Source organism: Streptomyces sp. S.PNR 29 (genome assembly GCF_030386795.1).
Taxonomy (GTDB): Bacteria; Actinomycetota; Actinomycetes; order Streptomycetales; family Streptomycetaceae; genus Streptomyces.
Genome location: NZ_JANUQM010000004.1, coordinates 318,954 through 334,876, shown reverse-complemented (window position 1 = coordinate 334,876; position 15,923 = coordinate 318,954). Strand labels below are relative to the sequence as shown.

Here is a 15,923-nt window from a genome sequence, read left to right as displayed (position 1 = left end):
GACCACCCTGCTGACGCGTTCCCCGGCGGGTGGCGCCGGGGAGCGCGGGTACGGCTCACAGCAACAGCAGGTCGTGCAACGCAGCCGTGAGCAGGAGACCCCCGATCACCGCAAGGAAGATCATCAGCGGTGGTTGGGAAAGGGCGAAAAGGCAGCCGCGCGGCTCGTCCTGCGGCGGCGCGGCCTCGCTCTGTGTCGTGTCCAGCATGTCGCGCCGATGATGGCGCAGTCGATGTGCCCCACGCGATCAGCGCCCAGGGAAGAACGGGAGCTCGCTGGTTCCGCGATCTCCGGTTCAGGTTGTGATCGCTTCCGGACGCCCACGGGACGGACTGTGTCGTTTCTCCTGCTTCGGGATCTCATATGCCAGCCGTGTTCTTCCGGCCAGGCTTCCTCATATGCCGTGCTTCTTGAGGATGGCCTCGATGTCGCTGAAGTCGTCCTCGGCACGGGGCGCGCTCGCGGGGCGGGCCGCCGGGCGGGAGCCGGGCCCCAGGGAGGGCGCCGAGGCCGCCGGAGGCACCACATCGGGCCGGCCGGCGGCGGCCCGGGCCTCCCTGCGCTCCTTGCGGGTGCCGCCGCGGCGGCGCTCCACGGACCGCGTGGTGGCGAAGAGCAGCCAGGAGACGCCGAGCACCCCGAAGCCCGCCCAGGCGGTCGGGCTGAAGGCGGTGTCGGCCAGCCAGTCGACCACCCCGGTCATCACCAGGCCGAGGGGGACGAGCGAGTAGGCGGCGATACGGACCGCGGTCAGGAAACGCCTGCGGTACGCGGTGACCGCCGCGATGCCCAGGCCGGCCGCGGACACGGCGGAGCAGACGGTCTCGGCAATCATCCGGTCCTCCAGGGCTCGGTCGGGCAGGGGCACTTCGTCCCTTCCATCCTGCACCTCCCCGACCCCGGCGGCCATGCCCCGGCGGGACATCAGGGACATCTCCGGGTCGGCTCCTCCGCAGGTGCCGGTGGCGGTCGTACGACCCTGACGTGCGAGGTCGGATTGGGTCGCCGGGGCACGGGCTGGGAGACTGTCTCCATGAGCGACTCCTCCCCCGCCCCCGTTCTCGACGTCTGGTGCGATCTGCAGTGCCCGGACTGCCGCAGCGCCCTGGACGACCTCCGCGCCCTGCGTGCCCGCTACGGCGATCGTCTGGAGCTGAGGCTGCGGCACTTCCCGCTGGAGAAGAACAAGCACGCCTTCGCCGCCGCCCAGGCCGCGGAGGAGGCCGCGGCGCAGGGGCAGGACTGGCGGTACGTAGAGACCCTGCTGGGCCGGGTCGAGGAGCTCGCCCGTAGGGGAGAACCCTTCCTGGTCGAGATCGCCCGTGAACTCGGCCTCGACGCCGAGGAGTTCGACACCGCCCTGATCGACGGCCGGCACATCCTGATCGTGGACGCCGACCAGGCCGAGGGCAAGGCGATCGGCGTGACCGGGACCCCGACGTACGTCATCGGCGGCGAGCGCCTCGACGGCGGCAAGAGCCAGGAGGGGCTGCGCGAGCGCATCGAGGAGATCGCGGACCGGCTGCTGGCCGGACAGCAGGCCTGAACAGCGCCGGTCCGCTCCCCGCCGGAGGTCCCGCCGGGCCGCTACAGCAACTGCTTGTAGAGGCTGTACTCCGTGGTCTCGTAGCCGAGTGACTCGTAGAGCCGCTCGGCCGGGGTGTTGCCCGCGAAGACGTTGAGGCCGATGGTCCGCTTCCCCGCGGCGACGGCCTGGGCCTCGGCCAGCAGCATGAGCGTACGTCCGTGTCCTCTGCCGCGGTGTGCGGTGCCGGTCTCGACGTCGAAGACGAAGGCGCCCTCGTCCCGCAGCGCCAGCCACAGTGTGCCCACGCGTGTCCCCTCGTGTTCGAGGACGCTGAGGAGCATGTCCGGCGTGGCAGGACCGTCCGGCAGCAGCATGGCGTGGTCCCGCTCGGACTTGGCCCGGGCCTCGGCCTCCGGCACCCCGCGCGCGATCCAGTGCTGCGCGTAGTCCTCCCGGCCCTTGTCCAGCCAGGGCCCGAACTCGGCCTCCGTCATGGGCCGGGCCCGGCTGCCCGCGGGCAGGTCGGGCGGGGTGTCGCCGAGCGTCTTCCGCATGTTGCGGTTGCGCACGACGTACCCGAGAGCAGTGGCGAGTCGGAGCGCCGTCTCCGCGTCGGCGGGGACCGCCGCCTCGATGCGCCCACAGCCCCAGCCCCGGGCCACCTCCTCCGCGGCGAGCGCGGCCACGGTGCCCCGGCCGCGCCGCCGGTCCGGTTCCTCGATGCGCAGGTCCAGGATGCGGGCCACCGCGTCGCCGAAGACAGGATGGGTGCCGAGGTGTATCGCGCCAACGGGACGGCTGTTGACGCACACCTGGTAGCGGCGTGAACGCGTCCCGTCGGCAGCGCGCTGAAGCGGCTCGGTCGGCCGCAGGGTCGTGGTCATCAGGGGTGTTCTACCCCGCGACGCGCCCCCTGGGCAGCCGAATATGTGCCGCTCTCAGGGATCGAGCCTGTCCGCGGCCCGCTCCTCGAAGATCCGCATCGCCTTGACGGTCACCGGGCCGGACGCCCCCGGCAGTTCTCGGTCGTCGACCCGGTGCACGGCCTGCACGTCCCGCAGCGTGGAGGTCAGAAAGACCTCGTCGGCCCGCTCCAGCACGTCCAGCGGAAGGTCCGTCTCCCGGGCGCCGGCCCACTCGATCGCCAGGGCCCGGGTGATGCCCGCGAGGCAGCCGGAGGCGAGCGGCGGGGTGTGGATCTCGCCGTCCAGGACGACGAAGACGTTCGACCCGGTGCCCTCGCACAGCTGCCCCACCGTGTTGCCGAACAGCGCCTCGGAGGCGCCCTGTTGGTGGGCGCGAGCGAGGGCGACGACGTTCTCTGCGTACGAGGTCGTCTTCAGGCCGGTGAGCGCGCCGCGCTCGTTGCGGGTCCACGGGACCGTGATCACGGCTGTGGAGTCGGGGCGGCGGGTGGTCTCGCCGAGGGCGACGACGAGGGTCGGGCCGTGCTCGCCGCGGTCGGACCCGAGCGGGCCGTAACCGCCGGTGTACGTGATCCGCAGCCGGCCCAGCGGCATCGGGTTGGCCTTGAGGACGGCGGCGCAGGCGCGGCGCACCTCGTCGTGGTCGGGGTCGGGCAGGCCGAGACCGCGCGCCGAGCGGGTGAGCCGGTCGAGATGCCGGGTGAGCGCGAACGGCTTGCCGTCCACCGCCTTCACCGTCTCGAAGATGCCGTCGCCCACGGTCAGCCCGTGGTCGAAGACGGAGACGCGGGCGGACTCGGTGTCCTGCAGCCCGCCGTCGAGCCAGATCTTCACGTCCGTTGTCCCTCTCCACTCACCTCGTAGGTTCCCGACGCTACCGCGAGCAGCCGGGACGCCTTCAGTTCAGTTTCCCGCCACTCCGCCTCGGGGTCCGACCCCCAGGTGATCCCGGCCCCGGTACCGAAGCGCAGCGCGCCTCCAGCGCGGTCGATCCAGAAGGTGCGGATCCCGACGGCCAGCTCCCCGACACCCCGGTCGGCGTCGACCCAGCCGATGCCGCCGCAGTACGGGCCCCGGGGCGCGGTCTCCAGCGCGTCGATGATCCGCAGGGCGCTGGACTTGGGGGCACCGGTGACCGAGCCCGGCGGGAAGGCGGCGTCGATCAGCTCCGGCCAGCCGGCGCCGGCCCGCAGTTCGCCCCGGACCAGGGACACCAGGTGGACGAGCCCGGGGTGCTTCTCCACGACACACAGTTCGGGCACCGTCACGCTGCCGGTGGCGCAGACCCGTCCGATGTCATTGCGGACCAGGTCCACGATCATCACGTTCTCGGCGTAGTCCTTCTCCAGGAGATCCGCCTCGGTGCGCCCGGTCCCCTTGATGGGCCCCGACTCGACGACCCGGCCGTCACGGCGCAGGAACAGCTCGGGAGAGGCGGTGGCTATCTCCACACCGTGCCCGGGGAGACGGATCGTTCCTGCGTACGGCGCCGGGTTGCCGCGGGCCAGCAGGGCCGTGAGGGCGTCCACGTCGGCGTCGGGCGGGGCGGGCGCCGAGAGCACCCGGCAGAGGTTGGCCTGGTAGACCTCGCCGGCGGCGATGTGCTCACGGATGCGGCGCACGGCCGTCGTGTACGCGACGCGGTCGAGCGAGGACGCCCAGTCACCGGCGGCCGGCCCCCGCCACGCACCCGGCACGGGAGCGGGCACGGGCTCCTCCCTCACCTCCCTGAAGCGCGCGCAGGTCAGCCGCCCCTCGAAGTCCGCGCACACGGCCCAGAAACCACGGGAGTCGAGGGCCGCGGGATCGCTGGTGACGTCGAGGAGACCGGTCGCGACACGAGCACCGAAGCGGGCGAGGGGAGGGAGGTCCAGCACGCAGTCGAGTCTATGGCCGGTATCACGGAGGCGGCCGGGCACGCCCTGCCATCTGCACTGACCCCGTCCGCGAGCAGAGGCAGCGCAGCACGCTGCACAAACGCGTTTTTGTACTGGCCCCGGAATCCGCTAGAGTTCAACACGTCGCCGCGACGCGCAAGCGAAACGGAAACGACAAGCGGACGTAGCTCAGTTGGTAGAGCGCAACCTTGCCAAGGTTGAGGTCGCGAGTTCGAGCCTCGTCGTCCGCTCGAAGGAACTAGGGGACCCACCCGGTCCCGTAGACTCCTGGTGGAGTGGCCGAGAGGCGAGGCAACGGCCTGCAAAGCCGTCTACACGGGTTCAAATCCCGTCTCCACCTCCAAGGACGATTAGCTCAGCGGGAGAGCGCTTCCCTGACACGGAAGAGGTCACTGGTTCAATCCCAGTATCGTCCACTGGATCTTCGGATCCCCCGCGCGATTAGCTCAGCGGGAGAGCGCTTCCCTGACACGGAAGAGGTCACTGGTTCAATCCCAGTATCGCGCACGCAGTGCCCATGATCGGCTTCTTCGAGAGATCGTGGACCCGAGGACGATTAGCTCAGCGGGAGAGCGCTTCCCTGACACGGAAGAGGTCACTGGTTCAATCCCAGTATCGTCCACAGCACAAAGCCCCCAGCCGAACGGCTGGGGGCTTTGGCGTCTGCCTGGTCAGCTGGAGAACAGCATGTGACCGAAGCTCTTGTGGCGGTGGTGGCCGTGGTGGTGTCCGTGGCCGCCGTGCGGAGCGCCCCAGGCGGGGGCCGGAGGCGCCGGGTACGCCTGCGGGGCGGGCGGGGGCGGCGGGGCGGGCTGGGACCACTGGGCCTCCAGGCGGGTCAGTGCCTCCAGCTCTCCGTAGTCGAGGAAGATCCCGCGGCAGTTGCCGCACTGCTCGATCTGGACGCCGTTGCGGTTGTACGTGTGCATCGGCGCATGACACTTCGGACACTGCATCGTCGGCTCAACTCCTCGCCGGTCGGTCCTGCTTCGCGTATCGCCAGGACAGACTCTGTCCGGCCGCGGTCGGTTGCACCCTACTTCGCGGAGCTTCGGGTCAACTGCGGGGGGATGGCACCCATTCGGTCACAGGCGTCGACCACGGCCTGCTCGACCTCGTCCAGGGCACGGTCGGCGGCGACCGCCTTGGCTATCGCCCGGGCGGCGGTCTGCACGGCGAGGGCGCGGGCCGGAACGTCCAGGGCGGGCCAGGGGTCGCCGTCCGGGGGGACGGCCGGGCCGTCGGCGGCACGGTAGGCGGTCAGGAAGCGGGTCCACGCATCGCGCGGGAGCAGTCCGCAGGCGTACCAGGCCGCCGGGCGCGCGAGGTCCCAGGCCGGGACGCCCACGCCGAGGTCGTCGACGTCGATGAGCTGCCAGGGTCCGTCGGGGGCGGGATGCCGTACGAGCTGGCCGAGGTGGAGGTCGCCGTGGCACAGCGTGGTGGCTCCCGGCATGGGCGCCTCGGCGCGGGCCCAGGCGGGCAGGGTGGTCCAGGCGCGCAGGACGCAGGCCGTGCCGGGGTGGGGACCGGCGGCGCGGAGACGGTCGACGGCACGGGCCGCCTTGACGGGCCCGCGCATCGGCGGCAGGGCGGTCGGGGCCGGGGCTCGGTGGAGGTGGGCGAGGAGAGCGGCGGCGGCTTCCCAGGGGGCGGCGTCGGGGTCCCCCGGGTCGACCGGGGTGCCGTACGGCCAGAACGTCACGAGCCTGCCGTGCAGGTCGACCGGCGTCGGGCTCAGCGGGGGCAGGAGGATGCCGGGGAGGCGGGCGGCGACGGTGAGCCGGAGAGCCAGCTCGCCGGGGTGGGCGTCCGGGGCGTGCGCCTTCCCGACGGTGTCCGCGTGGCGCACGACGGTGCCGTCGGGGCGGTCGGCGAGGGTTCCCGTCACTCCGCAGGGGCAGGCCGACGCACGTCCGTGTGCCGTGGCCCTGACGCGGGCGTCGAGCTCGGACAGGAGGGGGTTCACTGACAAGGGGCTCCCTGGGGTGCGGGTCTGTCGGGCGAGCGTACGTCCCGGGCCGCCGGGATTGTCAGGTGCCCTGCGTCGAGGATGCGGGGCCGGCCGCGATGCCGGGCGCTCGGGCGTGCCCTGCGTCGCGGTGACCGGGCGGGGTTACGCAGCCCGGCGCAACGGGGTGCCTCCCCCAAGCTCTTCGAGCAGGGGGTACCCCCAGCGCCCACCCGTGCCGCCCCAGGCGGCACGCATGCCCGCAGCTACGCCAGATGCGGGCCACCCGCGCGTACCCCCACCCGCACAGGCCGCCGCAGGCATCCGCACCCACATCCGCACCCGCACACAAAGCAATGCCGGCGCAGCTCCCCAGCTGCGCCGGCATCTTTGCCGTCCGCCGCACCCCCGTCCCCACGGGGTTTCATGGATGGATGTCCCCGCCCGGACCGCTCTTCCGGGCCTGGGGTCGCCGCTCAGCGCCCCAGCATCGCACCCACGGACGACGCCTGTGTGGCCACTGTCTCCCAGCCGTCGAAGACGACGAGGAGCAGGACCGCCAGCGGAAGGGCCATGAGCGTCGCCACCAGCGGGTGGCGACGGCCCGTGCGGCGGCGCTTCTGCGTGCGGATCAGCGTCCGCGATGCCGTGTGGGCCATGGTCCCTCCCCTGACCGTTGTGATGTTGTCGTTGGCAGCGGCGGGTGTCTGACCTCGGGGGACGAGTGCTGCACCCGCCGCTTGACCTCAAATCTAGGCGTCCGGCCCTCGCCGGACGTCATGCCCTCGTACCGATTGCCGGGCCTCCCGGAGGATGAGCCACGACCTGCGGAGTACTCCCCTGGGTGGAGACGGCGACCTGGGTCTCGGGGTCTTCCCCGAGGGGACGCCCGGTCTGCCCCGTTTTCTCCGAGCCGTCCGCACGCGGAACCGGCTGCTCGACGAGCGCCAGGACCCGGTTCGCCATGAAGCGGGCCGTCCTCACGACAGTCCCATTCCGGGTGACTTCGCTCACTTCCACCACACCTCGACGTACCGCCGTATCCACCCGGCGCCCCGCCCTGCTCGCCACCACCTCGTAAGTGCGCGTCGTGTCGCCCGCATCCACGACTATCTCCACACGATCACCCTTCACGGGTCCAATCCCCCTTCTGTGTCGGGTGGTTGGGATCACAAACGGCGCGAAGCCGCCCTCTTCGCACCTTCCCTGACCACCCTTCAAGTCTCCCACCCCCCACTGACAATCCATCGGACCGAGAGGGCGCGGCCTCTGCGCGCGGGCGGCCGTGGAAACGTAAGCTGTGGCTCGTCACAGGGACCGGGCAGCGGGGATGAACATGGCGATGATGCGCCTGAGGCGCGAGGACCCGCGCGTCGTCGGCTCGTTCAGGCTTCACAGACGGCTCGGCGCGGGCGGGATGGGCGTTGTCTATCTGGGCTCCGACAAGAAGGGGCAGCGCGTCGCGCTGAAGGTCATCCGCCCTGACCTGGCGGAGGATCAGGAGTTCCGGTCGCGCTTCGCGCGCGAGGTCTCGGCCGCGCGGCGGATCAGGGGCGGATGCACCGCCCGGCTCGTGGCCGCCGACCTCGACGCGGACCGGCCCTGGTTCGCCACGCAGTACGTCCCCGGCCCCTCCCTGCACGACAAGGTCGTCGACGAGGGACCACTGGGCGCCGCGGAGGTCGCCGCCATCGGAGCCGCCCTGTCGGAGGGACTGGTCGCCGTGCACGAGGCCGGGGTCGTGCACCGGGACCTGAAGCCGTCCAACATCCTGCTGTCCCCGAAGGGGCCGCGGATCATCGACTTCGGCATCGCCTGGGCGACCGGTGCCTCCACGCTCACGCACGTCGGCACGGCGGTCGGCTCGCCCGGCTTCCTCGCGCCGGAACAGGTGCGCGGCGCGGCCGTCACCCCGGCCACGGACGTGTTCTCCCTCGGCGCCACGCTCGCGTACGCCTCGATGGGCGACTCGCCCTTCGGGCACGGCAGTTCCGAGGTCATGCTGTACCGCGTGGTCCACGAGGAGCCACAGCTGCACGGCGTCCCGGACGCGTTGGCCCCGCTCGTCCGGGCCTGCCTGGCGAAGGACCCCGAGGAGCGCCCCAGCACGCTCCAACTGTCGCTGCGTCTCAAGGAGATCGCGGCCCGGGAGGCCCAGGGCCTCGCCGACGTACGGCCGCCCGCACCGCGCGCCGGTGACGCGGACCGGCCCACCGGGCGGATCGCCGACAGTTACCCGGAGCGTGCCCAGCGGCGTCCTCAGGGTCAGCACGCCCAGCAGAATGCGAACGGGATGCAGAGGGGAGCGCAGGGAACCCCCACGCCTCGGGGACCGGCCCCCTCCCGGGGCACCACCCCGGCGCGCGGCGGCGGTCCGTCGTCCCGGTCGGGGGGGCGCGCCACACCCGCTTCCCGCAACACCCCCCGGAATGCCAAGGGCCCCGGCAGCGGTAGTCGGCCCGCTCCACGCAGTGGCCCCGGTCGCCCGGCGCCCCGCACCACGGGCACCGGCCGGCGCCCCGCCAACCCTCGGCTGCTGCGGCAGCGGCTGTTCGTGTTCGTCGTGGTGACGCTGCTGGTGGCGCTCGGCATCGCCGCGGCGCAGGGCTGCCAGGGTCCCGCGCGGGGGCTCGACGGCGGCTCGGACGGCGTACGGAAGCAGCAGGAGCACGCGCAGACGGACGTACGTACCCAATACGCTCCGCTGGAGGGACAGTTCATGTCCCAGCGCCCCGAATCGATGCTTCGCGGCGAAGGCTAGGACGACCCGTACGACAGCTGCGGCAGGATCCGTTCGAAGAACTCGCGGTCGCCGTCGAAGACCGGGTCGAGGGCCAGGAACTCCTCCGGGGTGACCCAGCGGGCGTCGGCGACCTCACCGGGGTCGGGGACCACCTCGCCGATGTCGGCGCGGGCGGTCCACCAGTGGAGGCGGAAGCGGTGGTCGTCCGTCTCCGACTCCCAGACCTTGGCCAGCGGGGAGACGGTGAGGCCGACCTCCTCACGGACCTCCCGGACGACGGCCTCTTCCTGGGTCTCGCCCGGTTCGATCTTGCCGCTGAGCGGCTGCCAGTAGCCGGGGCGGGCGACGGCCGCGCCGCGGCGGATGGCGAGCACACGGTCGCCGCGCAGGAGGACGGCGACGATGGCCTGGCCCTGCTCCACCCGTGCCCCTACACCTGGGGGCGGCCCGTGGCCACCGCGTAGAAGGCGACCGCGGCCGCCGCGCCCACGTTGAGGGAGTCGACGCCGTGGGACATGGGGATGCGGACCCACTCGTCGGCGGCGACCAGGGCCTGCCTGGACAGGCCCTCACCCTCGGCGCCGAGCATCAGGGCCACGCGGTCCATCCTGTGCGGGGCGGCCTCGTCGAGGGACCTCGCCTTCTCGTCCGGGGTCAGGGCGAGGAGGGTGAAGCCCGCCTCGCGGACCGACTCCAGTCCCTTGGGCCAGGTGTCCAGGCGGGCGTACGGCACGGAGAAGACCGCGCCCATCGACACCTTCACACTGCGGCGGTAGAGGGGGTCGGCGCAGTCCGGCGAGAGCAGGACGGCGTCCATCCCGAGGGCGGCCGCGGAGCGGAAGATCGCGCCGATGTTGGTGTGGTCGTTGACCGACTCCATGATCACCACGCGACGGGCCGCCCGGAGGAGCTCGGCCGCCGTGGGCAGCGGCCTGCGCTGCATGGAGGCCAGCGCTCCGCGGTGCACGTGGTAGCCGGTGACCTGCTCGGCGAGCTCCGGGCTGACCGCGTACACCGGGGCCGGAAGCTCGTCGATGACGTCCCGCATGACGTCGACCCACTTGGCCGACAGCAGCATGGACCGCATCTCGTAGCCGGCTTCCTTGGCCCTTCTGATGACCTTCTCGCCCTCGGCGATGAACAGGCCCTCGGCGGGTTCGCGTTTGCGGCGCAGTTCGACGTCGGTCAGGCCCGTGTAGTCACGCAGGCGCGGGTCGTCGGGATCCTCGACGGTGATGAGATCGGCCACAGAGTGATACTGCCTTGTCCTGAGTGCGGTGCCAACGGCTGGGATCGGACGCGTTACCCCGGGTTACTCCAGGCCCTGTGGGCCCACACGCACGACCTCGCCGATGACGATCACCGCCGGCGGCTTGACCTCCTGGGTACGGACCGTCTCGGCGACCGTCTCGAGGGTGGCGTCGACGCGGCGCTGGGCGGCCGTCGTGCCCTCCTGGACCAGGGCGACGGGCGTGTCCGGGGACTTGCCGTGGGCCACCAGAGTCTCGGCGATCTTGCCGATCTTGTCGACTCCCATGAGGATCACGAGGGTGCCGGTCAGCTTGGCGAGGGACGGCCAGTCGACCAGGGAGCGCTCGTCGTCGGGCGCCACATGCCCGCTGACCACCGTGAACTCGTGGGCGACGCCCCGGTGCGTGACCGGGATGCCCGCCGCGCCCGGGACCGAGATGGAGCTGGAGATGCCGGGGACGACGGTGCACGGGATGCCCGCCTCGGCCAGCGCCTGCAGTTCCTCCATGCCGCGGCCGAAGACGTAGGGGTCGCCGCCCTTCAGGCGCACGACCGACTTGCCCTGCTTGGCGTGCTCGATCAGCGCGTTGTTGATGGCCTCCTGGGCCATGAAACGGCCGTACGGGATCTTCGCCGCGTCGATCACCTCGACGTGCGGCGGGAGCTCGGCGAGCAGGTCACGGGGGCCGAGGCGGTCCGCGATGACGACGTCGGCCTCGGCCAGGAGGCGGCGGCCGCGGACCGTGATCAGGTCCGGGTCGCCGGGGCCACCGCCGACCAGGGCGACGCCCGGAGTGCGCGTGCGGTGGTGGGGCGCCACCAGGGTGCCGTCGCGGAGGCCCTCGACCACGGCATCGCGGATGGCGGCGGTGTGGCGGGGGTCGCGGCCCTTGGCTCTCGTGGTGAGCACGGCGACGGTGACGCCCTCGCTGTGGCCGGTGGCCGGGGTCCAGGCCGTGGCGGCGTCGGCGTCGTCGGAGCGGACACACCACACCCTGTGTGCCTCCGCCTCGGCGGAGGCTCGGGTGTTCGCCTCGGCGTCGCTCGTGGCGATCAGGGCGTACCAGGCGTCGGCGAGGTCGCCTTCGGCGTAAGGGCGCTTCTCCCAGGTGATCTCGCCCGCGTCCGCCATGGCTTCGACCGAGGGGGTCGCTTCGGGGGACACGAGGAGAATGTCGGCGCCCGCCGCGATCAGTGCGGGGAGGCGGCGCTGGGCCACCTGGCCGCCGCCGAGGACGACCACGCGGCGGCCGGTGAGGCGGAGGCCTACGGGGTAGGCGGGGTGTTCGGCCATGAGGGTCGGCTCCTCGTGCTGGCGGTGCGATGGGCGCTGCGGCTCTGGAGCGGCCCTGACGTGCGGATTTTAGACGTGCTTCAGCGTACGGCGGGGTCGGGGGCCCGCAGTGCGCGTCATCCCCGACCCCGGTGACGGTCCTACTTCTCGGTGACTCCGGCCGAATCGAACGTGGCCACCTCGTGCATCGCCCTCGCCGTGCTCTGGACCAGTGGCAAGGCCAGCAGGGCGCCCGTGCCCTCGCCGAGGCGGAGGTCGAGGTCGACCAGGGGGCGCAGGCCCAGCTTGTTCAGCGCGGCCACGTGGCCGGGCTCGGCGCTGCGGTGGCCCGCGATGCAGGCCGCAAGCACCTCGGGGGCGATGGCGCGGGCGACCAGGGCCGCGGCGCCGGCGCTGACGCCGTCCAGGATCACCGGCGTACGGAGGGAGGCGCCGCCGAGCAGGAGGCCCACCATCGCCGCGTGTTCGAAGCCGCCGATCGCGGCAAGGACCCCGATGGGGTCGGCCGGGTCCGGCTGGTGCAGTTCGAGGGCGCGGCGGACGACCTCCGTCTTACGGGCGAGGGTCTCGTCGTTGATCCCGGTGCCGCGGCCCGTCACCTCGGACGGGTCCGTGTCCGTGTAGACGGAGATCAGGGCCGCGGACGCGGTGGTGTTGGCGATGCCCATCTCACCGGTGAGCAGGGCCTTGTTGCCGGCCGCCACCAGGTCGCGGGCCGTCTCGATGCCTACCTCGATGGCCTTCTTGGCCTCCTCGCGGGTCATCGCCGGGCCGGTGGTCATGTCGGACGTGCCCGCGCGGACCTTGCGGGGCAGCAGGCCGGGGGTCGCGGGGAGGTCGGCGGCGACGCCGACGTCCACGACACAGACCTCCGCGCCGACCTGGCCGGCGAAGGCGTTGCAGACCGCTCCGCCGCCGAGGAAGTTGGCCACCATCTGCGCGGTGACCTCCTGCGGCCAGGGGGTGACGCCCTGGGCGTGCACTCCGTGGTCGCCGGCGAAGATCGCAACGGCGGCGGGCTCCGGGATCGGCGGCGGGCACTGACGGGACAGGCCGGAGAGCTGGGCGGAGATGATCTCCAGCATGCCGAGCGCACCGGCCGGCTTGGTCATGCGCTTCTGCCGCTCCCAGGCCTCGCCGAGCGCCTTCGCGTCCAGCGGGCGGATCTGGGCGACGGTCTCGGCGAGCAGGTCGTGCGGGTCCTCGCCGGGCAGGGCGCGGCGGCCGTACGTCTCCTCGTGGACGACCCAGGAGAGCGGGCGGCGCTTGGACCAGCCGGCCTGCATCAGCTCGGGCTCGTCCGGGAACTCGTCGACGTACCCGACGCAGAGGTAGGCGATGACCTCCAGGTGTTCGGGCAGTCCGAGGGCACGGACCATCTCGCGCTCGTCGAAGAAGCTGACCCAGCCGACGCCGAGGCCCTCGGCGCGGGCGGCGAGCCAGAGGTTCTCCACGGCGAGCGCGGCGGAGTACGGCGCCATCTGCGGCTGCGTGTGGCGGCCGAGGGTATGGCGGCCGCCGCGGGTCGGGTCGGCGGTGACCACGATGTTCACCGGGGTGTCGAGGATGGCCTCGATCTTCAGTTCCTTGAACTGCTTGGCCCGGCCCTTGGGGAGGGACTTCGCGTACGCCTCGCGCTGACGCATGGCCAGTTCGTGCATCGTGCGGCGGGTGTCCGCCGAGCGGATGACGACGAAGTCCCAGGGCTGCGAGTGTCCGACCGAGGGCGCGGTGTGGGCGGCCTCCAGGACCCGGAGCAGCACCTCGTGCGGGATGGGGTCGTTGCGGAAGCCGTTGCGGATGTCACGGCGTTCACGCATGACCTTCAGGACGGCCTCGCGCTCGGCGTCGTCGTAGGGGGGCGCGGCGGGGCCGACGGGCTGTCGTGCTTCTGCCACTGCGGCCGTGCTCGCCTCTTCCTGGTCTTCCTGGTCTTCCTGGTCGGCGACCCGGGTGTCCAGGTCGTCGGCGTTCTGTACGAGGTCGGGTCGGGCCTCTCCGGGTGCGGGGACCGTGGCGGCGGGTTCCGCCGCCTGCTGGTCGTCCGTGGGCAGAGGCAGGGGCTCCGGTGGGGCAGCCTGCCCGTCGGGGAGGGAGGCGGCGGCGTCCTGGGCCCCCTGGCCGGCGGGCGCCTGGGCTGCCGGGGCCGCGTCTGCGGTGGGCTCCGCAGGCGGCTCTGCCGGGGATGCGGCGTCGGCGGGGGCCGCGGGCTGTCCGTCCGGGGCGACTGCTACGGCGGCGTCGGCGGAGGGCGCTGCGTCCGGGTCCGTGGCAGCGGGTGCGGGGACCGGGGCTGCGTCCTGGGCCTGCGCGTCGGGCGTGGGCTGGGTGGCCTGAATCTGCTGCGGCTGCTCGCCCTCTCCCGGTACGGCCTGACCGGCGTCCACCTCTTGGGCGGATACGTCGGCGACGGCAGGCTGCGGCGCCTGCACCGCGTCCGGAGCCGCCGGGAACGGCGCCGGCTCGGGAGTGCCGGACGCGGAACCGGCGGCCGCGGGCTGGGCGGTGCCGGGGGCGGCCGCCTCGGCGGGCGGGACGTCCTGGGGCGCGGGAGTGTCGGGGGCGGAAGCAGCTGGGGGCACGGGGGTGGCGGAGATCGGAGCAGCCTCGGGTGCGGTGGTGTCGGGAACGGGGGCAGCGTCAGGTGCGGGCGCCTCGGGAATCGGCACAGCGTCAGGCGCGGGCACCTCAGCAACCGGCGCAACCTCAGATGCGGGCGCCTCAGCAACCGGCGCAACCTCAGGCGCAGGCACCTCAGCAACCGGCCCAGCCTCAGGCGCAGGCCCCTCTGCAACGGGCGCAACCTCAGGCGCGGGCACGCCGGGGACCGGCGCGGCGCCAGGCACGGGCACCTCAGCAACCGGCGCAGCATCAGATGCGGGCGCCTCGGAAATGGGCACAGCGTCAGGCGCGGGCACCTCAGCAACCGGCCCAGCCTCAGGCGCAGGCACCTCCGCAACCGGCACAGCGTCAGGCGCAGGCACCTCAGCAACCGGCGCAGCATCAGGCGCGGGCACGTCGGGTGCCGGCGCGTTCTCCGGCGCGGCTGCCTCGGGCGCCTGCGTGCCCTGCCCGGCGGGCACGGCTTCGGGAGCCTGCGCGGCCTGCACAGTCTGGTCGGCAGCCGAGCCATGGGCGGCCTCGGTCACCTCACCGGCACCCGGACCGCCTACGGCCGCGAAAGCCTGCCCGGGGTCAGGAGCGGACATGGTGGCGGGTCCCTGCATGGCTTCCGGCACCGCCTCGGGAACAGCCGCGGCCTCCGGAGCGGACACGGCGGCGGTGACCACCCCGGCCTCCGCGACATGCGCCCCCTCGGGAGCCACTCCCTCCGGGGCCTGCACCACCTCGGGAGTCACCCCCTCCGGCCCGGCGACACCCTCGGACGCGACCGCTGCCTCGGCCCCCTGCTCGGCCTCCGCGCCGGTCCCCTCACCTGGAGCCTCGGCAGCCTCGCCCTCCGCGACGTGCCCGACCGGCGTACCGGCCGGCTCGGCCTCCCCGGCCTGCGGGGCCCGCGCCTGCGGCACCTGCGCAGCCGCAGCAGCACCGGCGTCCGGCGAGGCCTGGACCGCCGCAGCCGCCACGGCCTCGTTCGCCACCCGCGTCACCAGGGCCTGGGCCGCCCCCACCGGCTCGGGGGTCTGGCCCGGGGTCGGAACAACCGTTTCCGCAGGGGCCGCCCCGGTGCTCACCGGCGCCTGGGCCGCGGCCGGGGCGCCCCAGGGGGCCACCGCCTGCGGGGCGTCCAGGTACTCGGGGCCGGTGGACGGCGCGCTGGGCTGCCGTGCGGGCACGTCCGCGGGACCGCGCTCGGCGAGGGAGCGGACCGGGCTCGCGGCGGTGTTGGGGATCGGCGGGCCGACGTGGAGGGGCCGGCGCGGCGGCGTCGGCACGGACGGCGGCGTGGGCGTGGGCAGACGGACGCCGCTGAGGTCGACCGAGCCGCTGTCGCGGCCGGAGATCTCGTGCGGGCCGGGCTCGTGCACGGTCTCGACGACCGGCTCCGGCGCGGGAGGCGCGACCTCGTTGCCCCAGGCGCTCTGGGCGCCCGGCAGGAGCAGCAGGTCCTCGTCCTCGGCGGTGGTTTCGGAGAGGTAGGTGTACGCGTCGTGCGCGGGGACGCCCGGCTGCTCCACCATGCCTGCGCTCTCCGGCAGCCCCTCGCCCGGGATCTGGCCGGTGTCGGTCATGCGTACCCCTCGCCCATCGGTTAATGCTCCTACGACCAGCTCACCCGGAACGGCGCACCGACCGCCCCGCAGTGAAGAACGAGCGTCCGTGCCCAGCGGCACGAACGACCCGCCGGAAAAGACGACAAAGCCATTGAGT

At 73.0% G+C, this 15,923-nt stretch carries 15 protein-coding genes and 5 tRNA genes; 7 read left to right on the top strand and 13 right to left on the bottom strand.

Annotation, left to right across the window (positions count from 1 at the left end):
- Positions 1 to 55 precede the first annotated feature (55 nt).
- Together NW895_RS14020 and NW895_RS14015 are read right to left on the bottom strand one after the other, a co-directional pair.
- Positions 56 to 208, bottom strand: coding sequence for a hypothetical protein (locus NW895_RS14020; protein WP_289935817.1), 153 nt, complete (start codon positions 206 to 208; stop codon positions 56 to 58).
- Between the two features lie 186 nt (positions 209 to 394).
- Entirely contained in the window at positions 395 to 835 is a 441-nt protein-coding gene (locus tag NW895_RS14015) for a hypothetical protein (RefSeq protein WP_289936017.1), read from the bottom strand.
- Between the two features lie 198 nt (positions 836 to 1,033).
- On the opposite strand from NW895_RS14015, the gene NW895_RS14010 reads away from it, so the two are divergent.
- Positions 1,034 to 1,546, top strand: a complete 513-nt coding sequence (locus NW895_RS14010) for a DsbA family protein (RefSeq protein WP_289935816.1) — start codon at positions 1,034 to 1,036, stop codon at positions 1,544 to 1,546.
- A 41-nt stretch (positions 1,547 to 1,587) separates the two neighbouring features.
- Here NW895_RS14010 and NW895_RS14005 read toward each other — a convergent pair whose 3' ends face one another.
- From NW895_RS14005 to NW895_RS13995, 3 genes are read right to left on the bottom strand one after another with little or no spacing between them, the layout of a single operon-like run.
- Positions 1,588 to 2,412: a GNAT family N-acetyltransferase gene (locus NW895_RS14005; protein WP_289935815.1), complete on the bottom strand. Its 825-nt coding sequence runs from the start codon at positions 2,410 to 2,412 to the stop codon at positions 1,588 to 1,590.
- A 54-nt stretch (positions 2,413 to 2,466) separates the two neighbouring features.
- Positions 2,467 to 3,288, bottom strand: a complete 822-nt coding sequence (locus tag NW895_RS14000) for an aminodeoxychorismate lyase (protein ID WP_289935814.1) — start codon at positions 3,286 to 3,288, stop codon at positions 2,467 to 2,469.
- A complete protein-coding gene (locus NW895_RS13995; RefSeq protein WP_289935813.1) occupies positions 3,285 to 4,331 on the bottom strand; it encodes a chorismate-binding protein in 1,047 nt (348 codons plus the stop codon). The genes NW895_RS14000 and NW895_RS13995 overlap by 4 nt, the downstream gene beginning before the upstream one ends.
- 178 nt (positions 4,332 to 4,509) lie before the next feature.
- Between NW895_RS13995 and NW895_RS13990 the strand changes: the two genes are divergently transcribed.
- From NW895_RS13990 to NW895_RS13970, 5 genes are all read left to right on the top strand, one after another.
- Positions 4,510 to 4,582 (top strand) — tRNA-Gly (locus tag NW895_RS13990).
- A 39-nt stretch (positions 4,583 to 4,621) separates the two neighbouring features.
- Positions 4,622 to 4,695 (top strand) — tRNA-Cys (locus NW895_RS13985).
- A gap of 1 nt (position 4,696) precedes the next feature.
- Positions 4,697 to 4,768: transfer RNA gene (locus NW895_RS13980), tRNA-Val, on the top strand.
- 19 nt (positions 4,769 to 4,787) lie between these two features.
- A tRNA-Val gene (locus NW895_RS13975) sits at positions 4,788 to 4,859 on the top strand.
- Between the two features lie 43 nt (positions 4,860 to 4,902).
- Positions 4,903 to 4,974 (top strand) — tRNA-Val (locus NW895_RS13970).
- 49 nt (positions 4,975 to 5,023) lie between these two features.
- Here the strand turns inward: NW895_RS13970 and NW895_RS13965 are convergent.
- The 4 genes from NW895_RS13965 to NW895_RS13950 form a co-directional block, all read right to left on the bottom strand.
- Positions 5,024 to 5,308, bottom strand: coding sequence for a zf-TFIIB domain-containing protein (locus NW895_RS13965; RefSeq protein ID WP_289935812.1), 285 nt, complete (start codon positions 5,306 to 5,308; stop codon positions 5,024 to 5,026).
- Positions 5,309 to 5,388: 80 nt separating this feature from the next.
- Complete coding sequence (locus NW895_RS13960) at positions 5,389 to 6,327, bottom strand: aminoglycoside phosphotransferase family protein (RefSeq protein ID WP_289935810.1); 939 nt, start codon at positions 6,325 to 6,327, stop codon at positions 5,389 to 5,391.
- A gap of 452 nt (positions 6,328 to 6,779) precedes the next feature.
- Positions 6,780 to 6,962, bottom strand: a complete 183-nt coding sequence (locus NW895_RS13955) for a hypothetical protein (RefSeq protein WP_289935809.1) — start codon at positions 6,960 to 6,962, stop codon at positions 6,780 to 6,782.
- 118 nt (positions 6,963 to 7,080) lie between these two features.
- On the bottom strand, positions 7,081 to 7,437 hold the full coding sequence (locus NW895_RS13950; RefSeq protein ID WP_289936016.1) for a hypothetical protein: 357 nt from the start codon (positions 7,435 to 7,437) through the stop codon (positions 7,081 to 7,083).
- A 196-nt stretch (positions 7,438 to 7,633) separates the two neighbouring features.
- On the opposite strand from NW895_RS13950, the gene NW895_RS13945 reads away from it, so the two are divergent.
- Positions 7,634 to 9,064: a serine/threonine protein kinase gene (locus tag NW895_RS13945; RefSeq protein WP_289936015.1), complete on the top strand. Its 1,431-nt coding sequence runs from the start codon at positions 7,634 to 7,636 to the stop codon at positions 9,062 to 9,064.
- Here NW895_RS13945 and NW895_RS13940 read toward each other — a convergent pair.
- The 4 genes from NW895_RS13940 to cobT all read right to left on the bottom strand — a co-directional run bounded on the left by NW895_RS13940 (position 9,061) and on the right by cobT (position 15,784).
- On the bottom strand, positions 9,061 to 9,468 hold the full coding sequence (locus tag NW895_RS13940) for an NUDIX domain-containing protein (RefSeq protein ID WP_289935807.1): 408 nt from the start codon (positions 9,466 to 9,468) through the stop codon (positions 9,061 to 9,063). The two genes, NW895_RS13945 and NW895_RS13940, sit on opposite strands and share 4 nt — an antisense overlap.
- An 8-nt stretch (positions 9,469 to 9,476) precedes the next feature.
- The gene (locus tag NW895_RS13935) at positions 9,477 to 10,295 is read right to left on the bottom strand and encodes an RNA methyltransferase (RefSeq protein ID WP_289935806.1); all 819 of its coding nucleotides are present in this window, start codon (positions 10,293 to 10,295) and stop codon (positions 9,477 to 9,479) included.
- Positions 10,296 to 10,358: 63 nt separating this feature from the next.
- Positions 10,359 to 11,591 carry a uroporphyrinogen-III C-methyltransferase gene (gene cobA, locus NW895_RS13930; RefSeq protein WP_289935805.1) on the bottom strand — a complete coding sequence of 411 codons (1,233 nt, stop codon included), beginning with the start codon at positions 11,589 to 11,591 and terminating at the stop codon, positions 10,359 to 10,361.
- A gap of 140 nt (positions 11,592 to 11,731) precedes the next feature.
- Complete coding sequence (cobT, locus tag NW895_RS13925; protein ID WP_289935804.1) at positions 11,732 to 15,784, bottom strand: nicotinate-nucleotide--dimethylbenzimidazole phosphoribosyltransferase; 4,053 nt, start codon at positions 15,782 to 15,784, stop codon at positions 11,732 to 11,734.
- Positions 15,785 to 15,923: the final 139 nt, after the last annotated feature.